Genomic DNA, 21151 nt, shown 5'->3' with positions numbered 1-21151 from the left:
AAGAGTGGAAAATTATGAAAATTTGCGTCTTGAAGAAAAAGATAAAATAAAAAAGATGAATGTCTTTCAAAGGATTTTTACAAAAGATTCACAAATCTCTAGTGAAGATTTAGAATTTTTGGAAGAATATGAGAATCACTCTAAGAATATTAAAGATGCACAAGAAAAATCAGAAATTGATACTTTATATTTGCAGCAGCAGAATGCAAATATTTCATTGAAAATAGAAGAAAAAGAAGAAATTTTAGAAGAATTGGTAAAAAATTCAGAAGGTGAAATTCCTTTTAAAATGGTTAGTTTTGTTTTTTTGTTAATGTTTTTTGTTCTTGCTTTATTTGTGCCAAAAATCTATATTCGTAATAATATTTATTTTACTAGCCGTAATATTATTCAACTACAAGCACAATTAGATTCTTTAAATGAAGAGAATAGACATATTAAAAAACAATTAGAAGATATTAAGTTTAAAAATTTAACCCACGAACTTGATTTTTAAAAAATTTAAAATTGTGCTATAATGTAGCCTAATATTTTTGAAGTTTAAGGCGATCTTTAATGTCTGAAGTAATTGGTATTAAAATAGATAATCAAATTTATGATACTCAAAGTGCTAAAGAATTAGGCTTAGATGGTCAATCTATATATTTTGATAATTCTAAAGATTCTTTATTTATTATGCGTCATACCTGTGCGCATCTGATGGCTGAAGCCATTAAAGCATTATATCCAGAAGCACAATTTTTTGTGGGACCTGTTGTAGATGAGGGGTTTTATTATGATTTTAGAGTAAATCAAAAGATTGGTGAAGAAGACTTAATGCAAATTGAATCCAAAATGAAGGAAATTGCAAAAAAGGGTGAGACAATAGTTAAGTATTATTTACCAAGAGAAGAGGCTATAGAGAGGTTTAAGTCTGATGATTTAAAGCAAGCTGTTATTAAGAACATTCCATTAGGAGATGGGAGATTAAGCATTTATTCACAAGGAGAGTTTGAAGATTTATGCCGTGGTCCTCATTTGCCTACTTTGAAGTTACTCACTGCTTTTAAACTTACTAAAATTGCCGGGGCTTATCTTGGGGGAGATGAACAAGCAGAAATGCTAACACGAATTTATGGCATTGCTTTTGCGGATAGGGAAAGTTTGAATCAATATTTAAAGCAACTTGAAGAAGCTAAGAGACGTGACCATAGAAAAGTGGGAATGGAGATGGAGCTTTTTAGCTTTGATGAGGAAATAGGCGCAGGATTGGCTATATGGCTTCCAAAGGGTGCTAGACTTAGAAGAAATATTGAAAATCTTTTAACACAGGCTTTAATTGAACGCGGATATGAGCCTGTAAGAGGTCCAGAGATTCTAAAAAGTGCTGTATGGAAACGTAGTGGGCATTATACAAATTATGGTGAAAATATGTATTTTACGACTATTGATGAGGTAGAATATGGTATTAAACCTATGAATTGTATTGGGCATATTAAAGTTTATCAAAGCACTTTGCGTAGCTATCGGGATTTACCTTTGAGGTTTTATGAATATGGTATTGTACATCGCCACGAGAAAAGTGGAGTTTTGCACGGGCTTTTGAGAGTGAGAGAATTTACACAAGATGATGCTCATATTTTTTGTCGCCCTAGTCAAATTGCAGAAGAAGTGCAAAATATTATTGACTTTACAAAGAAAATATTAAATGCCTTTGGATTTAGTTATGAGATGGAGATTTCTACACGTCCAGAAAAATCTATTGGCGATGATAAGATTTGGGAGGAAGCAACACAAGCTTTAAAGTACGCCCTTAATGAATGTGGGATTGATTATGCAATTGATGAGGGTGGTGGAGCATTTTATGGTCCAAAAATTGATATTAAAATCACCGATGCCATTGGCAGGAAGTGGCAATGTGGGACTATACAAATTGATATGAATCTTCCAGAGAGATTTCAGTTAGAATATATAAGTGAATATAATATCCCACAGCAACCTGTTATGATACATCGTGCTATTTTAGGAAGTTTTGAACGTTTTATTGCGATTTTAACAGAACATTTTGGTGGGGAATTTCCATTTTTCATTGCACCTACACAAATTATTGTGATTCCTATTAATAGTCTTTGTAATGCTTATGCTAAAGAATTGTGTAAGGATTTATTAAAAAATGGTGTTTATGCAGAGATTGATGAAAAAAATGAAACCCTTAATAAACGCATTAGGAATGCTGAAAAACAGAGGGTTCCAATGATTGTTGTATTAGGAGAAAAAGAACTTGAAGAGAGAAAGATTTCTTTAAGGGACAGAAGGGATAAACAACAATCCCTTTGGGAATATGATAATTTTATCAAAATTATGAAGGAGAAAATGCGTGAGGTTAGTTTTTGAGTAAAAATGATAATATAGTCCTTAATGAGGACATTAATTTTCCAGAGATTAGGTGTATAGGCGATGATGGTGGGCAGTATGGTGTTATTAGTCCTAAGGAAGCTTTAGAGATTGCAGAGAGTAAGGGTTTAGATTTAGTCTTGATTGCTCCTGATGCTAAGCCTCCTGTTTGCAAGATAATGGATTATGGTAAATTTCGTTATCAACAAGAAAAGAAGCAAAAAGAAGCAAAAAAGAAGCAAAAACAAATAGAAATCAAGGAAATTAAGCTTTCTGTCAAGATTGCTTCTAATGATATAAACTATAAAGTTAAGCACGCTAAAGAATTTTTAAGCGAGAATAAGCATGTCCGTTTTCGAGTATTTTTGCGTGGGAGGGAAGTAGGTGAGCCACAAGCTGGTTTTGAAATTTTAAATAAGGTTGCTTCAATGCTTGAAGATGTTGCTAATGTTGATAAAGATTTTAAAGTAGAAGGTCGTTATGTGAATATGTTAGTAACGCCTAAAAAATAATTTATCTTATGAAAGGAGTGAAAATGCCAAAAATGAAAACAAATCGCGGTGCAGCTAAAAGATTTAAATTAAAAAAGAATCTTATTAAACGTGGTTCAGCTTTTAAAAGTCATATTTTGACAAAAAAGCGTCCAAGAAAAATTGCAAATCTTAATGCACCTAAATATATTCATGATGCAAATCTTGAATCGGTTAAAAAAATGCTTTGTATGGCATAAATTTGAGTATGAGTTATTCCCCTTTAAAGTAAGGGTAAGTTTGGTAGAAATACCACACCATAAATGGTAAAGGAATTAAAATGGCAAGAGTAAAAACAGGCGTAGTTAGAAGAAGACGTCATAAGAAAATTTTAAAATTAGCACGAGGTTTTTATAGTGCAAGGCATAAGCACTTTAGAAAAGCAAAAGAACAACTTGAAAGAAGTTTATGTTATGCTTTTCGTGATAGAAAACAGAAAAAAAGAGATTTTAGGAAGCTTTGGATTGTAAGAATTAATGCGGGTTGCAGAATGAATGCTATTAGTTATTCACGTTTTATGTTTGGTTTAAAAAAAGCTGGTATTGCATTAGATAGAAAAGTTTTAGCAGATATTGCGATGAATGAGCCACAGAATTTTGCAAAGATTGTTGAAAGTGCAAAAAAAGCTCTTTAAAATGGATTTTATAATCCTAATGATTTCTATCTTAATAGAAAATAAAAGCTTTATTGATGGTTAAGAAGATTCTTATTTTTTTGGGTTGTATGGAAGCTCTCATAGGAACTGAAATGCTTGTATATCAAAATATTTCAGTAACGACAAAGATAGAACCTACCTTGTTAATTGCTAATCCACAAATTAATGAGAGTGAAAAACTTAGGAATGAAAAGAATCTCTCTACTGCACAAAAAAACCAAATTATCCAAACCTTTAATCTTGTAAATCAAGAGATACAAAAATATGGAATTTGTAAGGGTGGTGGATTTGAAATTGCACCTTATTATATTTATGATAATGGTGGTATTAAAAAGCAAATAGGCTATCAAACACATTGGAGTGTTACTTGTGAGTTCAACAAAGATTCTTTAGAAACTTTCAATACTCATTTAAATTTTATTCAAAGTCAAATAGAGAAGAATCCTTATTTGGTTTTTACTCTTCCAAGTATTCACAGAAGTGTGGATGAAAATCAAGATAAAGAACTTGATGAGGAGCTTAATATTGCATTACTACAAAAAGCACAGGGTATTGCTAAAAAATATGCGAAAACCTTACGAAAAAAATGTGAAATTAAAGAAATTACATTAGGAAAAGTTGAAGAGCCTGTAGCACCACTTTTTGCTCTTGCAAAGAGCAGTAGCAAGATAAACTCTAATGCTAGTTTAGATAGTATTATCTCCCCTACAGCAAAATTACAAAACAAGACTATTCAAGGTAAAATTATTTATCGCTGTTATTGATTTAAAAATTATAATTAGTCTTTATCATAATATTCTTTATTCCAACCACCACCTAAGGTTTTATAAAGATTGACAGCTGCACTTAGGTTTTCTAATTTTACACTTTGTTGATTAAGTTCTGCTGCAAATAGATTACTTTGTGTTGTGAGAACTTCTAGATAGTTGGTGTAGCCCTCTTCATAACGAATCTGTGCTAAAACTAAAGCTCTTTTTAAGGCTTCTACTTGCTCATTAAGGCTTTGAATACGCTCATTACTAATAGAGTAATTAAAAAGCGAATCTCTAACTTCCCCAAAAGCCTTATTAATAGTTTGTCCATAGGTTAAGAGCATTTCTTGATATTGAGCTTTTGCAAGATTAATATTGGCATTTGTTCTACCTAAATCCAAGAGATTACTTACAAAGTTACCCCCATAATTCGAAGTTGAAGAGGAGTTTTGTATTAAGTTATTGAGTTCTGGGCTAACATATCCCGCTAGACCTGTCAAAGAAATAGTAGGAAAATAAGCACTTCTTGCAATGCCAATAGCGAAATTAGCTGCCTTTAAATTTTGTGTTGCCGCTTCAATATCTGGACGTTGCTCTAAAATAGAGGAGGGCAATCCAATAGGTACAATAGGTGCATTAGGGAGTGTTTGTGGTTGTGTTGGAATCTCCACATTAAAGATACCCTCTGGATCTCTTCCCAATAAGATTAAAAGTGCTGTCTGTGCAGCATTTTGTTCTTTTAATAAACTTTGTAATTGAGCTTTTACCGACGCTACTTCTGATTTTGCTTGTTGCATAATAATTTCTGAAGTTTGTCCTACTTCAAATTCTTTTTTACGGTATTGATAATTTTCTTCTCGTGCCTTTAAGGTATTTTGTGAAATTTGTATTTGGTTATTAAGCGTAAGGATACCAAAATAGCTTTCTACGACATTAGCAATAAGGCTTAATTTGATAGCATCTTGATTGGCTTTTATTGAAAGCAAAGTAGCATAAGCCTTTCTATCGGCATCCCTAGCTCTTCCCCATAAATCAAGTTCAAAGCTAACAACGCCACTTAGGGAAAAATTATTATAATTTTCTAGCTGGCCTTTATTGGAATCCTTTTTATTTCTTGTTGCCTCACCTTGTAATTTTATATTAGGGTATCTATCGCTTCTAGCATAGCTCCAACTACTTCTAGCCTGAGATACTCTTGACATTGCTAAGGCTAAATCATAGTTATTTTCTAACGCCTCTTGAACAAATAAATCAAGGGTTGAATCCCCAAAATCCTTCCACCAAGTTTCAGAGATTTTCTCTTCTGTTGGCTCTAAACCAAGATATTGAGGAAGATTAATTACAGGTTGGTGATAATTTGGGGAGAGGGAGCAGCTTGCTAGTAAAAAAGCAAAGCAGATAATGCTAATTATATGATTCATTTTTATTCCTTAAGCGGGCTATAAATTCACTAAGTTTTGCAAAATAAGTATAAAAGAGGGGAATAAAGAGTGTAGCAATAAAAGTTGCGGCTAACATTCCCCCAATAACCCCCGTCCCAATGGCGTGCCGACTAGCACTTCCTGCACCTGTGCTAATAGCAAGGGGTAAAACTCCTATGGTAAAGGCTAATGAAGTCATTACAATAGGTCTAAATCTAAGTTTTGCCGCTTCAATAGCCGCATCAGAAATACTCTTTCGTTCTTTTTCCCGTGCTTGCATAGCAAATTCAACGATGAGTATCGCATTTTTCGCAGAGAGTGCAATGAGTGTTACAAGACCAATTTGAAAATAAATATCATTTTCTAATCCCCGAATCCAAGTTGCAAAAATAGCCCCAAAGACTGCAAAAGGAACGGCTGTTAAAACCGCTAATGGCATTAACCAACGCTCATATTGTGCGGCTAAAATTAAAAAAACAAAGATTAACCCAAAAATAAACGCAACTGCTCCTGTCCCACTGCTTGTTTTTTCTTGATAAGAGCTTCCAGACCAAGCAATGGTATAGCCATCAGGTAAAACTTCATTAGCTACTTCTTCAATAGCCTTTAGGGCATCGCCTGAAGAATAGCCTTGATTAGTGTTACCTGTAACTTGTGCGGCTGGAAAAAGGTTAAATCTCTGTAAAATATCTGCCCCAATTACTCTTTCAAAAGTTACTAATGCACTAATAGGGATTAATTCACCACTTTGAGAGCGAACAAACACATTGCGTAAATTCTCCGGAGATTCTCTAAAGGGGCTTTCAGATTGTATATTAACCTTGTAGGTTCTTCCATAGAGATTAAAGTCATTGACATAATAAGACCCAAAGGTAGATTGTAAGGTTGAGAAAACATCGACTATATTAACACCTAAGGATTTAGCCTTATCCCTATCAAGTGAAACATTATATTGCGGGATATTAGCATTTAATGTAGTCCTAAGTCCGGTTAGCTCTTTTCTTTCACTAGCTTTTTGTAAGACTAATTGAGTGTATTTTTGAAGATCCTCTATACTGCCTCCTGTCCTATCTTGGATATACATTTCAAAACCTTCTGTTAAGCTAAGACCCATAATAGGAGGGGGATTTAGGGCAAAGATAATAGCATTTGGGTTTTGCATAAGCTGTTTAGTTAGAGAACCTGCTAATGCTTGTGAGTTTTGGGAGGATTCTTTTCGCTCACCCCAATCTTTTAATTTAGCAAAAGCAGCACCCCCAAAAGTTCTAACCGCACTAGATAATATATCATACCCTGCTAAAACCATAATAGAATCTACTTCTTGATTGTTTCTTACGGTGCTTTCTACAAAGGAAGCCATTTGTGTTGTTTTACTAAGAGCAGTAGCGGGAGGGAGTTGCATAGAAATAAGCAAAATTCCTTTATCTTCAGCAGGGACTAAAGAGGTAGGAACGCGAGTAAATAACCCATAAGTAATGGCTAATAATCCTATGAATAAAACAAGGTATAATGTTCCTCTTCTAATGGAATTAGCTACACTGTTTGTAAATTTATGGGTAAGCCAATCAAAAAAATTATTAAATTTTTTAACAATATAAAAAGGTTTTACTTCTTGATTTTTTAGGATAGAAACACAGAGTGCTGGAGTAAGCGTTAATGCTACAAATCCCGAAATAATCACAGATATAACAATAGTAATGGCAAATTGTTTATAAATCTCTCCAGAAAATCCACCGATAAAAGCTACGGGGATAAAAACTGCGGATAAAACTAAAACAATAGCTATAACAGGGCTTGCTATTTCCTCCATAGCTTTTGTGGTGGCTTCCTTGACAGAGAGTTTTTCTTGATGAATTATCCGCTCGACATTTTCTATAACAATAATGGCATCATCAACAACAATTCCAATGGCTAAGATGAGACCAAAGAGTGTTAAGAGATTAATAGAAAAGCCAAGTAAATAGATTCCCCCAAAGGCTCCAATAATGGATACTGGGACAGCTAATACAGGAATAATAGTTGCTCGGAAGTTTTGTAAGAAAAAATAGATAACAATAATCACTAAGATAATGGCTTCAATAAAGGTTTTAATAACTTCTTTTACAGAAATATGCACAAAGGCTGTTGTATCATAAGGAATAGCGTATTCTATGCCTTCTGGGAACTTTAAAGAAAGCTCTTTCATCTTTGCTTCGACATTACTAGCAACCTCTAAAGCGTTTGCTCCAGGCTGCAAGAAAGTAGCAAATGCAACAGCGGGTTTGCCATTATAAAAGGCATTCACACTATAATCTTCTGCCCCTAATTCAACCCTTGCTATATCTTTAAGCAACAAAGAAGAACCATCCGCATTAGTGCGGATTAAAATATTTTCAAATTCCTGTGGTTTGGAAAAACGTCCTTTGGTTGTAACCGTGTAGGTAAAGTCTAAGTCCTCTCTAATAGGCTCTTGCCCAAATGCACCTGCTGCAAATTGTGAGTTTTGCTCTTGAATAAGTGCGATAATCTCAGATGAGATAAGATTGTATTTGTTGAGTTTTGCAGGATCTAGCCAAATCCTCATTGAGTATTCTTGACGCGAAAAAAGTGTCACATCGCCCACTCCGGAAATCCTTTTTAGCTCATCAATGATATTAATGGCTGCATAATTTGCAAGATAAGTTGGGTTTTGACTTGTAAGGCTAGAGTAGAGAGAATAAACAGCTAAAATGGTAGAAGAACGTTTTTGGACACTTACTCCATATCTTTGCACTTCTTGAGGAAGTTTACTTAAAACCGCCTGGACGCGATTATTAACATTAATAGTTGCTTGGTTAGGGTCTGTTTCATTAGTAAAAAAGACATTAATGGAAAGAGAACCTGATGAAGTGGAGGAGGATTGCATATAAATCATTCCCTCCACCCCATTAATGCTATTTTCTAATACGCTTGCAACATTGTTTGAAATAACTGCCGCACTAGCTCCGGGATAAGTTGCTGTTATAACCACTTGTGGGGGGGTAACTTGAGGGTATTCTTCTACAGGCAAAGAAAAGATTGATAAAGAGCCTGCAATAACAAGGACAATAGACATTACCATTGCAAGAACAGGGCGATTGATAAAAAACTTAGAAAACATAGAAACCCTTATTGATTTGTGGATTGATTCATTAGAGTTACAGGAGTGTTTGGACGAATTTTAATAAGTTGATTAGTGATAATAGTATCACCCTCTTCCAAACCTGATTGAATTAAAAAGGTATTTCCTACACTATTTCCTAAAACAACTGGTGCTGGAGTGGCTTTTCCATCAATAATTTTATAAACATAGCTACCCTTAGAATCTTGCATAAGGGCTACTTGGGGAATGGCAATAGAATCTTTAGCTACTAAACCTTCTAGGTGGATACGTGAAAATTCTCCGGGAATAAGTAGGTTATCGGTGTTTTCTACAATAGCTCGTGCTTTAATAGTTGCTGTGCTAGCATCAATGATGCTATCAATAAAGTCTAACTTGCCTTCTTTTTCATAAATTTTGCCATTAGGTAGAATGTATTGCACGATGAGATTATCTTGTTCTAAACTCCTTAAAAAATAATAATCGTTGTTAGGGATTGAGAATTCTGCGTGAATAGGATTTAATTGGGTGATGGTAACAAGAATGTTATTCCCTCCTGCACTGCCTACTAAATCCCCAATATCGTATTTTTTGATACCGATTTTTCCACTTGCGGTTGCTATTACATCTGTATACCCTAAATCAATAAGAGCATTTTCTAGGTTAGCCTTAGCATTTTCAACCCCTGCACTAGCACTTTCATAAAGAGATAGAGCCTGATCTCTTTCTTTTGGACTTAAGGCTTTTTCTCCAAAAAGTTTTTTAGAACGTTCCCAGTTTCTACTAGCTTCTTTGAAATTCGCTTGTGCGGATTGAAGTTGTGCTTTGGCAATATTAACATTTGCTTCGTATTTTGCAGGGTCGATTTTAAAGAGTTTATCGCCTTTTTCAACAAAAGAACCCTCTGTGAAGTTTTGCTCTAAGAGTATTCCTTCTACTCTTGCATAAATATCAACACTTTGAAGGCTTTTAAGTTGCGTGGGGTATTCAAATGAGATGGGAATATTTTGTTTTTGAACCTTGTAGATACTAACAGGAATAGCCATATTTTGCGGTGAATCTTGCTTTTTGTCTTCAAAACAACCAGAAAGAAAGAATAAGCCACAAGACAAAATAAGTAATAATTTAGAGTAATGTTTCATCTTTATTCCTTAAAGATTTGATAGCCTCATAGAGAGATTGACTTTTAGTTTATAGGCTTGTTAAGATTTTATTTTAGAATGTAATTTATGTTACATTTAGCTTTAGAGTAATTATAGTTAAAAATACTTGAATTCTTCTTAAAATCTTAGCTGTTTCTATGTTTATAATCTTCGTAATTAAAAGTTTTAAAGAGTTCAAATTCGCCATTTTTATGAATTATTCCAATACTAGGTAAGGGGACACCATTAAAAGTATTGTTTTTAACAATTGTATAATGTATCATATCTTCAAAAATAATTTTATCCCCTATTTTTAATGGCTTTTCAAAGCTATAATCCCCAATAATATCCCCTGCAAGACAAGTTGGACCGCCAAAGCGATAACAATAAGGTTTTTCTCCTTTTAATTTGAGATTTTTCCCTTTTTTTACTTGGGCATTGAAACTATTACGAACCATTGGACGATAAGGCATTTCAAGACAATCTGGCATATGTGCTGCTGCACTTATATCTAAAATAGCTATATCAATGCCATTATGGATAATATCTATAACACTTCCTATTAAGAATCCACTTTCCCAACCAATAGCTTCCCCAGGTTCTAAATAAATTTGTGTTTTAAACTTCTTTTTAAATTTTTTGAGGATTTTAAGGAGTAATTCTACATTATAGTCTTTGCGTGTAATGTGATGACCGCCACCAAAATTAATCCATCGCATTTGGGAGATAAAATCTTTAAAATGCTTAATAAAGTGCTGCAATGTCCGCTCTAGCGCATCACTATTTTGCTCACAATGGGTATGAAAATGTAAGCCACTAATGCCGCTTAGACCATATTTTTTAAACCCCTTTTGGAATTCTTTAGGAGTAATTCCTAATCTTGAGCCTTCTACGCAAGGATTATAAATTTTAGGCGTTACTTCACTATATTGGGGATTAACCCGAAGTCCTACTTCAATGATTGGTCGTTTTTTAGTCAATCTTTGGAGGTTTTCTTTGTCAATAAGGGGTTTATAGGTTTGCCATTGCAAAAAAGAATTAAAGATAATATGACGAGAAATTTTAACAAGTTCTTGCATTTCTCTCTCTTTGTATGCTGGAGAAAAAGTTGTAATTTCTTTACCAAAAGTTTCAAACCCAAGCTTTGCTTCATAAATTCCACTTGCAGTAACTCCACTTAAATATTCTTTAGCTATTCCAAAACTTTTCCAAAGAGCATAGCCTTTAAGTGCTAGGAGAATCTTAGCTCCACTTTGTTGTTGGATAAAGTTTAGAAGTTTTAGGTTTTTTTCAAATTTTTCTTCTTCTAGCACATAACAAGGGCTTGGGATATTTTCAAAGTTTTTTGGATAATGGTTAGTTTTCATTTAAATTGCCTTGTAAAATACTTTTTGAATTTGTAAATTTTAGCAAATCATAGCTTGTGTAGATATTTTTATCTAGCTGTTTAAGGCATTTTTTAAAAATTTCTAAAGTAATTTTAGAATCTTCTAAGGCTCGGTGTAAAGTATGATGATGGATTCCTAAAAAATCATTAAGGAAACCTAGGGAATATTTTGGGGATTGGAGGGTTTTTTGTGCAAGTTTAATGGTGCAAAGACGCGGATTATAAAGATAGCCAAAATGGTTACAATAACAAGCATTGCTAAGAAAATTAAAATCAAAATCGACATTATGGGCTACAAAGATGGAATCTTTTAAAAATAATTTAAAAGATTCTAAAACTTGATGAATCTTTGGGGAGTCTTGAAGCATAGAATTTGTAATACCTGTGATTTCAGTAATTTTTTGTGGGATATTTTGGCAAAAGATAAAGGAATGGAATGTTTCTTTAATCTCCCCATTTTGATAATGAATGGCTCCTATTTCTATGGGTTGGTGGATATAAGGATTATGTCCATTAGTTTCAATATCAACAATGCAAAAACTCTCTTGCAAATAAGGAGTAAGGGTGGTTCTTAGATAAACTTTATTATGAGCAAAAAGCAGAGGAATACCCGATGTTTTAATGATTTCTAGTTCTATTTGAGGTTCTACTAATAATCCTCCTAATTCGCAAAGCAAGGATGAAAATTCATTTTGGCTTAAAGGACGCTTTTGTAGTTTTCTTAGAAGTTTGTCATAATATTTTGGCATTTCAATCCTAATTTTTAAAAAAATTTAGAATATTAGCTTTTTGAAACTTAAAGTAAAAAAGTGTAAATTTATACAAAATTTGATGAGAGTTTAAAGAATGCAAAAAGATAAAATTATTTTATTTGATTTAGATGGGACATTAATAGATTCTACAAAGGCGATTTATGAGAGTTTTTGCGTAGCCTTTGAAACCCATAAAAAAGAAATACCTGCTAAAGAAATAATAATTGCACAAATAGGTTATCCTCTAGAAGATATTTTTGAAACTTTAGGGATTGATAAAAAAGAAAGTATGCCTTATATTTTAGCTTATAAAGAACACTACAGAAAGATTTGTAAAGCTAAAACTCATCTTTTAAACAATGCTAAAGAAGCTATTTTAGAATCTTATGAGTTTGCTTATTTAGGAATAGTTACAACAAAAACTGCTCAATATTCAAAAGTGCTTTTAGAATATTTTGGGGTCTTAGAATATTTTGAATGTATTATAGGGAGGGAAAATGTTACTAAGCCAAAGCCTGATAGTGAGGGAATATTAAAGGCTTTAGAGCTTATGCCAAAATGCGATAAAGAAAAAGCCGTGATGATAGGGGATACTCCTCTTGATATAATAGCCGCACAAAGGGCTACCATTAACGCTATCGCTGTATTAAGCGGTTATGCTTCTTTGGAGTTATTACAAAGATATACCCACCAAATTTCCACAGATGCCCTAGAAGCCATTAGAATTCTTAAGACTTTATAAGATTTCAATTTTAGTGAGTTATTTTTACACAATAAAGTATTTTTTGATAAATTATTTAATAATTAAGATTTTCTAATTACAATTTTTGGCAATATAGAGAAATAAAATTTCATTATTAGGAGGTATTATGCTGGAAATTAGATGGCATAGCCGTGCAGGACAAGGTGCGGTAACAGGTGCTAAGGGTTTAGCAGATGTAATTGCAGGCACAGGCAAGGAAGTGCAAGCTTTTGCATTTTATGGTTCGGCAAAAAGGGGTGCAGCAATGACAGCTTATAATCGTATTGATAATAACCGTATCTTAAATCACGAAAAATTTATGAAGCCTGATTATATTCTAGTTATTGATCCGGGCTTAACCTATATCACAGATATTTGTGCTAATGAAAAATCTACTACCAAGTATATAATCACCACGCATTTAAGTAAAGAAGAATTTTTAGAGAGCAAGCCTGAACTTAAAGCTAAGGAAGTTTATATTTTAGATTGTATTAAGCTTTCTTTAGATGCTTTTGGTAAGTCAATTCCTAATGCACCTATGTTGGGTGCATTTCTAAAGGTTTCAAGAGCTTTAGAGCTTGATTTTTTCTTAGAATCTTTTAGGAAAGTTTTGGGTAAAAAATTGCCCCAAAAAGTTATTGATGCTAATATGGAAGTTATTAAAAAAGCTTATAATGAAGTAAAATAGGAGTTAATTGTGGAATATAAAGGTTGGAATGAATTTGAAGCAGGATCAGTATTATTCCCTTTTGAAAAAGAGGGGGTTGGTATGGCACAAAAACACGCAAATGATAGAGAATATCGCCCAGATAGCTCCTATAAAGCAAGTGTTGCTCACTGGCGTGTTGAGAAGCCTATATTTAATACAGAGCATTGCATTAACTGTTATTTTTGTTGGGTGTATTGTCCTGATTCTTCTATTTTAGTTAGGGATGAGAAAATGTCTGGAGTAGATTATGTGCATTGTAAGGGCTGTGGAGTATGCGTAGAAGTTTGTCCGACTAATCCAAAATCCCTTTTAATGTTTAATAATTATGAAACTGATGAGGTTGCACTCTCTAAATGGCCAGCAAAAGAATCTAAGAAAAAGGATAAATAATGGCAGAAGTTTATGAGCTGCAAGAAGTAGAAGTATGGGATGGTAATATGGCGGCAAGTCATGCAATGCGTCAAGCACAAATTGATGTTGTTTCTGCTTATCCTATTACTCCATCAACCCCAATTGTACAAAACTATGCAAGTTTTTTAGCCAATGGTTATATTGATGGGGAATTTATTATGGTGGAATCAGAGCATGCTGCTATGAGTGGCTGTGTGGGAGCAGCAGCTGCTGGAGGTAGGGTAGCAACTGCAACAAGTTCTCAAGGCTTTGCTTTAATGGTGGAAGTGCTTTATCAAGCCGCTGGTATGCGATTGCCTATTGTGTTAAATGTTGTTAATCGTGCATTAGCTAGTCCTTTAAATGTTAATGGCGATCATTCTGATATGTATTTAGGACGTGATGCAGGATGGGTGAATCTTTGCACCTATAATCCTCAAGAAGCTTATGATTTTAACCTTATGGCGTTTAAAATTGCCGAGGATTATGATGTGCGATTGCCGGTAATGGTGCATCAAGATGGTTTTATTTGTTCTCATACTGCACAAAGTGTGCGTCCGCTAAAAGATGATGTAGCTTATAAGTTCATTGGGGATTATAAACCTAAAAATGCTATGCTAGATTTAGAAAAGCCTGCAACTTATGGTTCGCAAACAGAAGAAGATTGGCATTTTGAGCATAAAGCACAACTCCACAACGCTATTATGCAATCTATGAGTGTTATAGAAAAAGTCTTTAAAGAATTTAAAGCTCTAACAGGTCGGGAATATAATGTTGTCGAACAATATGATTTAAAAGATGCAGAAGTGGTAATTGTAGCTTTAGGAACAACTGTTGAATCTGCAAGAATTGCAGTAAAAGAAGCAAGAAAAAAAGGTATTAAAGCAGGAGTACTTAGTATTCGTGTGTTGCGTCCTTTTCCTTATAAGAAATTTGGAGAAGCTTTGAAAAAAGCTAAAGCGGTTGCGTTTTTAGATAGAAGTTTGCCAGCAGGGACTATGGGAATGCTTTTTAATGAGGGAGTAGCAGCATTGTATCAAGTGGATAATAAGCCTATAGTAAGTAATTATATTTATGGGCTTGGTGGTCGGGATTTAACCCAAAACCATTTACAAGAAATTATTAAAGAGTTAGATGCTGACGCAAAAGCAGACAAAATTACCCATAAAAGGCAGCAATTTATAGGGCTTAGAGGTCCAAAATTGGGATACAATTAAGGAGATTAATATGAGTGAAATTAAGAATTTAAAGCAATATTCTAAATCAAGTGAACGTTTTGAGGGTGCAAATCTTTTATGTCCGGGCTGTGCGCACGGAATTATCGTTAGAGAAGTTTTAAATGCTACAGAGTATCCATTACTTGTAGCGGCTTCTACAGGTTGTTTGGAAGTTAGCACTGCAGTATATCCTTATACTTCTTGGGATGTGCCTTGGATACATATTGGATTTGAAAATAGCTCTACGGCTATTGCAGGAGCTGAAGCTATGTATAAAGCCTTAAAAAGAAAAGATCGTTTATATAGTGATAAAACACCAAAATTTGTAGCTTTTGGTGGAGATGGCTCTACTTATGATATTGGATTCCAGTTTATCAGTGGTTGCTTTGAGAGAGGACACGATTTTACTTATGTTTGTTTAGATAATGAAGTATATGCAAATACAGGAGGACAAAGAAGCGGTTCTACACCTCTTGGAGCTTCTACTACTACAACCCCTGCAGGACGCGTTAGCTATGGTAAAAAAGATAGAAAAAAAGATTTACTATTTATTATGGCAGCACATGGCTCTCCTTATGTTGCGCAGGTGGCTCCTAATAAATGGAAAGATATGAGTAAAAAAATAAAGCAAGCCATTGAAACAGAGGGTCCTACATTTATTAATGCTATGAGTGCTTGCACGACAGAGTGGAGATTCCCCGCTCATCAAACCATTGAAATGAGTGATTTAGCTGTTGATTCTTTGGTGTTTCCTCTATATGAAATAATTAATGGGACAGAGCTAAGAATCACCTATCGTCCTAAAAATAAAGTTCCTGTTCGTGATTATTTAGGCGTTCAAGCAAGGTTTAAACATTTATTTAAACCAGAAAATGAATATCTTATTGAAGAATGGCAAAAGAATGTTGATAAGTATTGGGAGTATCTACAAAGACGAGAAGAGGCAAAGGTATAATTTTCATTTTTATTAGTTTTAACCATATATTATTTATCGGGAGTATTGATAATTCACTAAAGTTTTAGATGCATCATTACGCAAAACGATAAAAGTTCTGCAAATGGGAGTGGGTTATTGGTATTTTCCTATAAATGAAAGTTTATTATACTTTTTAGGTGATAAATTCATTAGTTTATTGTTGAAGTTTATTTTATTAATAGTTTGGATTTTGTTGTTTTTGGGAATTTATAGGACTATAACTATAAAGACTTCCAAGGTTTATATGAATGTTATTTGATTTGGTGTTTCTAAAGAGATATAAACTTAAGGATTCATTCTATATATTAAAACTTTTAGCATTTTACTAAGATATAGCTATATAAGATGCAGGTTTAAATATGTTTTAGTAGGAGGTTGATTTATTTTTTTACTTTCTACTTTGGTAGAAGTAGTGTAATGGTTATTTTAGAAGCACTGATGGTATGATTTATATTTCCCTTAGTAATTTATTAGGTTAATGAGGTGTTATATAAGTAAGATTAAAGCCTTTTGAGGACAGAAATCTATTGAAAAATTCGCATTGAAAAGTAAAATTTATCTTGTGTTCTTATATTTATGAATGACTTCATTGGATAAGTGAGATATTTGGGATTTATTTTTATAAAATATTTTAAATTTGTTTATGTTGCAGTAATATAGAAAATATTTAAATTAGGTTATTAAATTTGTTAAAAAATTAGAGATATTTATAAAAATTTTATAGACTTAATCAAGTAATGATGTGTTAAGAAATAATATTTTTATGATAAAATATATCAAATAATAAAAATTATTAAAGGATAATTATGGAATTTACTTTTTCTCAAATTATATTTGCCTTATTTTTAACACTTTTAGCAGGATTTTCTACTTCTATTGGGGCTGTTATAGCGTTTTTTTCTAAAAAAGATGATTTAAGGATGTTGTCTTTTGGGCTTGGATTTTCAGCAGGCGTGATGATATATATTTCTTTTATGGAAATACTACCCGAATCTTTACATCAGTTTTCAGAATTTTATCAGTCTAAATGGGCAGAACTATTTGGTTTGATTTGTTTTTTTGTGGGCATTATCCTAAGTGGTTTGATTGATAGATTTATTCCGCAAGATGTTAATCCACACGAACCTAAGGATTATTCAGAAGTGAAAATATGTCCTGTAGTGCAAGCTTATGGAAAAAATCCTATTTATTTTGTAGAAAATACCATAAAGATTAATACAAAGGCACTCAAAAGAACGGGCATTTTTACAGCTATGGCGATTGCCATCCATAATTTTCCTGAAGGGTTTGCGACTTTTATTTCAAGCTTAGATAGCATTTCTCTTGGCATTATGGTAACTATTGCCATAGCTTTGCATAATATTCCAGAGGGAATGGCAGTATCTTTACCTATTTATCACGCTACTAGGGATAAGAAAAAAGCTTTTGTTTATTCCTCCTTATCAGGATCTGCAGAACCTTTAGGGGCTATTATAGGGGCTATTATAATTTTTCCTTTTATGGGTGAGCTAACTTTAGCTATTACTTTTGCTATTGTCGCTGGGATTATGGTGTTTATTTCTTTTGATGAACTTTTACCTACAGCTAGAACTTATGATAAAGCACACGATAGTCTTTATGGGTTAATTATTGGAATGGCAGTTATGGCACTTAGTTTAAATCTTTTACAATAAATTAAAGTTTAAGGTATGAACAAAGCCTTTGTGCCTTTCTTGAAAGAAAAGAGTATATTTTGTATTTCATTGCATAAAATTTATTTTTGTTAATTTTTGTTTTTTCTTCTTGTAGAGCTTTAATCAATACATTAGGAGAGCAAGTTTGCAAGGTTTTTGGATGAATGTATTGAGGGTAGAGAATATATGCCCCTGCGATTAATTCCTCTAGGTTTAATTTACGATTTCGTCTTGGGTTTGTTTGCTTATCTATGGTAAGCCCCCAACCTGCATAAAAAGGCATTCCATAAGTTACGACTTTTTTACCATAAAGCAAAGCTTCAAACCCGCTAAGTGAAGTAAGAGTATGCACTTCATCTACCACTTCTATAGCAGAAGATAAACTCACATTATCTATGATTTCATCGCAATATTTTAATGCAATTTGTGGCGCAATTTGTCCGATACGATTCCCACTTAACACATCAGGGTGTGGCTTGTAAAGGATATAGCTTTGCGGATTTTCTTTTCTTACTTGCTTAAGCAAGGAAAGATTTGTCTCTCCAGGCGAACCATAAGCAATAGAAGCATCATCTTCAACTTGTCCAGTTACTAAGATAATTATCCTATCTTGAGAAAGATTTAGTGTTTTATGAGAATCAATATTGTATTTACTAATTTTGCTTTTTAAAATCTCTTTTTTTAAAAGTTTTGCTTCCTCAATTAAAGCAGGAGGGAAAAATGTATTTTGTAGGATATGTTCTAATCTACTTGGTTGTGTAGGGTCAAAGTAGATTCCTATATTATCAAAGACAAGCGAAAATGGACGAGTAAGATCAGAGCCAAGCGAGAGAGAGCGGATAAACCCATCTTCAACACGAATGATTGTCAAGCCATTTTTCTTAGCATAAGATTCTACTTCTTTGAAACTTTTACGCCCCCAAATAAAAATATCACTTGTCAAATCTAATCCTTTTTTCAATGCCACCTCTAGCGGACTAGCCGAAATTGGATTGATAAAAATCAAATTTTGGGGGGAATAATTACGAACAAAAGGCTTAATAAAATTATGTTTCCAATAAGAAAATCCAAAAAAATAAGCCTTATGGCTTGTTTTAACATACAAATGCTTATAACGAATCACCGTATGGATGGTATCTAAAATATCACTTTTGTGCTGATAAATAGGATTATAGTATTGTGTATAAAGTATATAACTTGCAGCAAAAACCTCTTCTAAACTTAATTTGCGATTCCTCCTTGGGCTAGTTTGCTTATCTATGGTAAGCCCCCAACCTGCATAAAAAGGCATTCCATAACATACACACTCACAACCTACAAACAAGGCTTCAAAGCCCATTTGAGAAGTTTTAGTATAGACTTTGCTAAAATATTTTAGCAAAGAGAGAGGATTAAAATCCTCTGTTATCACCTCACAAAATGGTGGAATCTTATGAGTTTCAATATCAGATTGCCGCTTACCACTTAGCACATCTGGGTGAATTTTGAGATAAATTTTAGCATTTGGGTTTTCTAAGGCAGCATCTTCTATCATCTCCTTTGTGCTAAACTTCTCACCATAACCATATAATAAACTAGAATCCTTGTTGGTTTGTGCGATAATTAAAACTCTCTTTTTACAAGGTTTAAAGTAATCTTGTGGAACCTCTTTAAAACAATTATATTTAGAAATATTATGCTTAACAACCAACTCCATTGCCTCTTTAGCGGTATTAATAAGCATAGAATCACTTTTAAAATCATAGGTGTTTAGCAGATTTTCTAATGCACTTGGAGAGGTTGCATCATAATAGATACCCACCTCATCTTGCACTAAAGAAAAGCTAGATGAACCCTTAATCCCCAAATCAAAAGAGCGAATAAATCCATCTTCTAGTAAAATAAATTTGCAATGGTATTTTTGTGCTAAAACTATGGCATTCCAACCCGTTTTTTTGCGTCCCCACCCATAAAACACAGAATCTTTTGTAAGATTAGATTGTCTTGGAAAAATAGGCAAACAATCTCCTAAAAGCTCTTTAGGATAAGCTCTATTGGGCTTTATAAAGTCATAAAAAGCCCATAGATAAATAAAAGTTGGAATCTTTAAATGCCCTATGTGTTGAAACAATGCACTATCACTAAAAAATTCTTTAGGTCTTGTGAGGAGTTTTCTTATCTTACCACCTATAGGCTTTTTTCTAGGTTTTACCCCTTTACCAAGTTGAAAAAACCCACTATAATCCTCTTTCTCATAGCCATAGCAATTCATCAAAGAGAGTATAAAAAGGCGTAAGTCTTTGGTAGGATTGTGTGAATGCCATACACAATTTGCATTTTGGATATCAAAGCAACGCATACTCTCTAACAAAAGGGCTTCATTAGGTTTGCGTCTGAAATAAAAAATATTCATAAGAGGGCGAGAATGCCACCGATGGAGCAATACCAAACCTTTAAAAAAGTAAGGTAGTGAATAAAAGCTAAGATACGCTCTAAAGCCTTTTGCATCACCTAAAAATTGATGCCGCACATCAGTATAATAGTCTTTTGGCTTTTGGGAATGGGGATTAAGGGCTGCAAGTCTATGCAAAAACTCAAAATCCTCTCCCCCATGCCCCAAAAAACCCTCCCTAAATCCCCCTAAACTTTCAAAGTATTCCTTTTTTAAGATAATTGCTGAGCTATTAGCAGAGAGGCTTTCTACCAAATGATTTTCACCCTTTAAAAAACTTATTAGCAATGTAGTAAAATCTCTTGTATTCTCAAAAGCCTTTGTCCCCTCAAAGGTTAAATATAAAAATGGAAGTGAAATAAACCGCTCCTTGCCACTTTCTAGCTTAGATTCTATCTCTTGTAATAATAAAGATTCAAAATCGCTAGCATAATCCATATCCACATCATAAAAAAACAAATATTTTTGTGTTGCAAGATTTACCGCTGCATTCCTAGCATACGCAGGAGAAAAAATCCGTGCCTTAGAGGGTGAGTGGAGGATTTTGATATGCGTATAATTGCTTTTTAATAAACAATCTTTACTACAATCCGCAAAAATCACTTCAAAAGTTTCTTTTTCTTTGAACTTTTCTATTAACTCTAAAACTCTTTTATAAATAAACGAATCAGCATTTTTATAAAAAACGGGAATAATAAGACTTAACAAAGATTGTGCCTTTAAATGCTCTTAAAGATAAAGGGTAATTATATACTAAATTCATAAATCTAAACCTGCAAGTCTATAAAGTGGATTGCTTCATCATTTCACTAATCTAGGGGGTTAATAACAAACTGCCCTTTGCAGGGCATTCCCTTTTTCTCCCTAAACTCCCTCTTTAACTTACGCACTTCTTTGAAGAATG

The 21151-nt window shown here is 33.4% G+C and carries 18 protein-coding genes; 12 read left to right on the top strand and 6 right to left on the bottom strand.

Annotated features, from left to right (window positions below):
• The first annotated feature begins 4 nt into the window (after positions 1-4).
• The 6 genes from LS72_RS04260 to LS72_RS04235 all read left to right on the top strand — a co-directional run bounded on the left by LS72_RS04260 (position 5) and on the right by LS72_RS04235 (position 4322).
• Positions 5-496, top strand: coding sequence for a hypothetical protein (locus tag LS72_RS04260; protein ID WP_052087286.1), 492 nt, complete (start codon positions 5-7; stop codon positions 494-496).
• A 59-nt stretch (positions 497-555) separates the two neighbouring features.
• Positions 556-2373: a threonine--tRNA ligase gene (gene thrS / locus LS72_RS04255; protein ID WP_034553895.1), complete on the top strand. Its 1818-nt coding sequence runs from the start codon at positions 556-558 to the stop codon at positions 2371-2373.
• Entirely contained in the window at positions 2370-2885 is a 516-nt protein-coding gene (infC, locus tag LS72_RS04250) for a translation initiation factor IF-3 (RefSeq protein ID WP_034553893.1), read from the top strand. Before thrS ends, infC begins: the two co-directional genes overlap by 4 nt.
• Before the next feature lie 23 nt (positions 2886-2908).
• Positions 2909-3103, top strand: a complete 195-nt coding sequence (gene rpmI / locus LS72_RS04245; RefSeq protein WP_034553890.1) for a 50S ribosomal protein L35 — start codon at positions 2909-2911, stop codon at positions 3101-3103.
• Positions 3104-3183: 80 nt separating this feature from the next.
• Positions 3184-3537 carry a 50S ribosomal protein L20 gene (gene rplT / locus LS72_RS04240; protein WP_034553889.1) on the top strand — a complete coding sequence of 118 codons (354 nt, stop codon included), beginning with the start codon at positions 3184-3186 and terminating at the stop codon, positions 3535-3537.
• A 56-nt stretch (positions 3538-3593) separates the two neighbouring features.
• Positions 3594-4322, top strand: a complete 729-nt coding sequence (locus tag LS72_RS04235) for a hypothetical protein (RefSeq protein ID WP_034553887.1) — start codon at positions 3594-3596, stop codon at positions 4320-4322.
• A gap of 14 nt (positions 4323-4336) precedes the next feature.
• On the opposite strand, the gene LS72_RS04230 is transcribed toward LS72_RS04235, so the two are convergent.
• From LS72_RS04230 to LS72_RS04210, 5 genes are all read right to left on the bottom strand, one after another.
• The gene (locus tag LS72_RS04230) at positions 4337-5731 is read right to left on the bottom strand and encodes an efflux transporter outer membrane subunit (protein WP_034553886.1); all 1395 of its coding nucleotides are present in this window, start codon (positions 5729-5731) and stop codon (positions 4337-4339) included.
• The gene (locus LS72_RS04225; RefSeq protein ID WP_138155088.1) at positions 5715-8849 is read right to left on the bottom strand and encodes an efflux RND transporter permease subunit; all 3135 of its coding nucleotides are present in this window, start codon (positions 8847-8849) and stop codon (positions 5715-5717) included. The genes LS72_RS04230 and LS72_RS04225 overlap by 17 nt, the downstream gene beginning before the upstream one ends.
• Before the next feature lie 8 nt (positions 8850-8857).
• Positions 8858-9970: an efflux RND transporter periplasmic adaptor subunit gene (locus tag LS72_RS04220; RefSeq protein WP_138155085.1), complete on the bottom strand. Its 1113-nt coding sequence runs from the start codon at positions 9968-9970 to the stop codon at positions 8858-8860.
• Between the two features lie 146 nt (positions 9971-10116).
• On the bottom strand, positions 10117-11337 hold the full coding sequence (nspC, locus tag LS72_RS04215; RefSeq protein ID WP_034554221.1) for a carboxynorspermidine decarboxylase: 1221 nt from the start codon (positions 11335-11337) through the stop codon (positions 10117-10119).
• Complete coding sequence (locus LS72_RS04210; protein WP_034554219.1) at positions 11327-12106, bottom strand: 3'-5' exonuclease; 780 nt, start codon at positions 12104-12106, stop codon at positions 11327-11329. The genes nspC and LS72_RS04210 overlap by 11 nt, the downstream gene beginning before the upstream one ends.
• Positions 12107-12203: 97 nt before the next feature.
• On the opposite strand from LS72_RS04210, the gene LS72_RS04205 reads away from it, so the two are divergent.
• From LS72_RS04205 to zupT, 6 genes are all read left to right on the top strand, one after another.
• The gene (locus LS72_RS04205; RefSeq protein ID WP_034554216.1) at positions 12204-12851 is read left to right on the top strand and encodes an HAD family hydrolase; all 648 of its coding nucleotides are present in this window, start codon (positions 12204-12206) and stop codon (positions 12849-12851) included.
• Between the two features lie 127 nt (positions 12852-12978).
• Entirely contained in the window at positions 12979-13539 is a 561-nt protein-coding gene (locus LS72_RS04200) for a pyruvate flavodoxin oxidoreductase subunit gamma (protein WP_034554215.1), read from the top strand.
• Between the two features lie 9 nt (positions 13540-13548).
• Positions 13549-13950: a 4Fe-4S dicluster-binding protein gene (locus tag LS72_RS04195; protein ID WP_034554214.1), complete on the top strand. Its 402-nt coding sequence runs from the start codon at positions 13549-13551 to the stop codon at positions 13948-13950.
• Positions 13950-15167 (top strand): 2-oxoacid:ferredoxin oxidoreductase subunit alpha, encoded by a 1218-nt coding sequence (locus LS72_RS04190; RefSeq protein WP_034554213.1) that lies wholly within the window; start codon positions 13950-13952, stop codon positions 15165-15167. The genes LS72_RS04195 and LS72_RS04190 overlap by 1 nt, the downstream gene beginning before the upstream one ends.
• 10 nt (positions 15168-15177) lie before the next feature.
• Positions 15178-16122, top strand: a complete 945-nt coding sequence (locus LS72_RS04185) for a thiamine pyrophosphate-dependent enzyme (RefSeq protein ID WP_034554211.1) — start codon at positions 15178-15180, stop codon at positions 16120-16122.
• 827 nt (positions 16123-16949) lie between these two features.
• Positions 16950-17816 carry a zinc transporter ZupT gene (gene zupT, locus LS72_RS04180; RefSeq protein WP_034554210.1) on the top strand — a complete coding sequence of 289 codons (867 nt, stop codon included), beginning with the start codon at positions 16950-16952 and terminating at the stop codon, positions 17814-17816.
• Between the two features lies 1 nt (position 17817).
• Here zupT and LS72_RS11745 read toward each other — a convergent pair whose 3' ends face one another.
• Positions 17818-20955 (bottom strand): capsular polysaccharide export protein, LipB/KpsS family, encoded by a 3138-nt coding sequence (locus tag LS72_RS11745; protein WP_052087306.1) that lies wholly within the window; start codon positions 20953-20955, stop codon positions 17818-17820.
• Positions 20956-21151 lie beyond the last annotated feature (196 nt).

Source organism: Helicobacter apodemus, from assembly GCF_000765745.2.
GTDB lineage: Bacteria > Campylobacterota > Campylobacteria > Campylobacterales > Helicobacteraceae > Helicobacter_D > Helicobacter_D apodemus.
Note: the sequence above shows the minus strand (reverse complement) of the source record. Positions and strands in the feature narration are given on the sequence as shown.

Bases quoted from the DNA above. Each gene is read 5' to 3' on its own strand.
- thrS (WP_034553895.1), top strand. From the start codon at position 556: ATGTCTGAAGTAATTGGTATTAAAATAGATAATCAAATTTATGATACT.
- rpmI (WP_034553890.1), top strand. From the start codon at position 2,909: ATGCCAAAAATGAAAACAAATCGCGGTGCAGCTAAAAGATTTAAATTA.
- rplT (WP_034553889.1), top strand. From the start codon at position 3,184: ATGGCAAGAGTAAAAACAGGCGTAGTTAGAAGAAGACGTCATAAGAAA.
- LS72_RS04235 (WP_034553887.1), top strand. From the start codon at position 3,594: ATGGTTAAGAAGATTCTTATTTTTTTGGGTTGTATGGAAGCTCTCATA.
- LS72_RS04230 (WP_034553886.1), bottom strand. From the start codon at position 5,731: ATGAATCATATAATTAGCATTATCTGCTTTGCTTTTTTACTAGCAAGC.
- LS72_RS04225 (WP_138155088.1), bottom strand. From the start codon at position 8,849: ATGTTTTCTAAGTTTTTTATCAATCGCCCTGTTCTTGCAATGGTAATG.
- LS72_RS04220 (WP_138155085.1), bottom strand. From the start codon at position 9,970: ATGAAACATTACTCTAAATTATTACTTATTTTGTCTTGTGGCTTATTC.
- nspC (WP_034554221.1), bottom strand. From the start codon at position 11,337: ATGAAAACTAACCATTATCCAAAAAACTTTGAAAATATCCCAAGCCCT.
- LS72_RS04210 (WP_034554219.1), bottom strand. From the start codon at position 12,106: ATGCCAAAATATTATGACAAACTTCTAAGAAAACTACAAAAGCGTCCT.
- LS72_RS04205 (WP_034554216.1), top strand. From the start codon at position 12,204: ATGCAAAAAGATAAAATTATTTTATTTGATTTAGATGGGACATTAATA.
- LS72_RS04200 (WP_034554215.1), top strand. From the start codon at position 12,979: ATGCTGGAAATTAGATGGCATAGCCGTGCAGGACAAGGTGCGGTAACA.
- LS72_RS04190 (WP_034554213.1), top strand. From the start codon at position 13,950: ATGGCAGAAGTTTATGAGCTGCAAGAAGTAGAAGTATGGGATGGTAAT.
- LS72_RS04185 (WP_034554211.1), top strand. From the start codon at position 15,178: ATGAGTGAAATTAAGAATTTAAAGCAATATTCTAAATCAAGTGAACGT.
- zupT (WP_034554210.1), top strand. From the start codon at position 16,950: ATGGAATTTACTTTTTCTCAAATTATATTTGCCTTATTTTTAACACTT.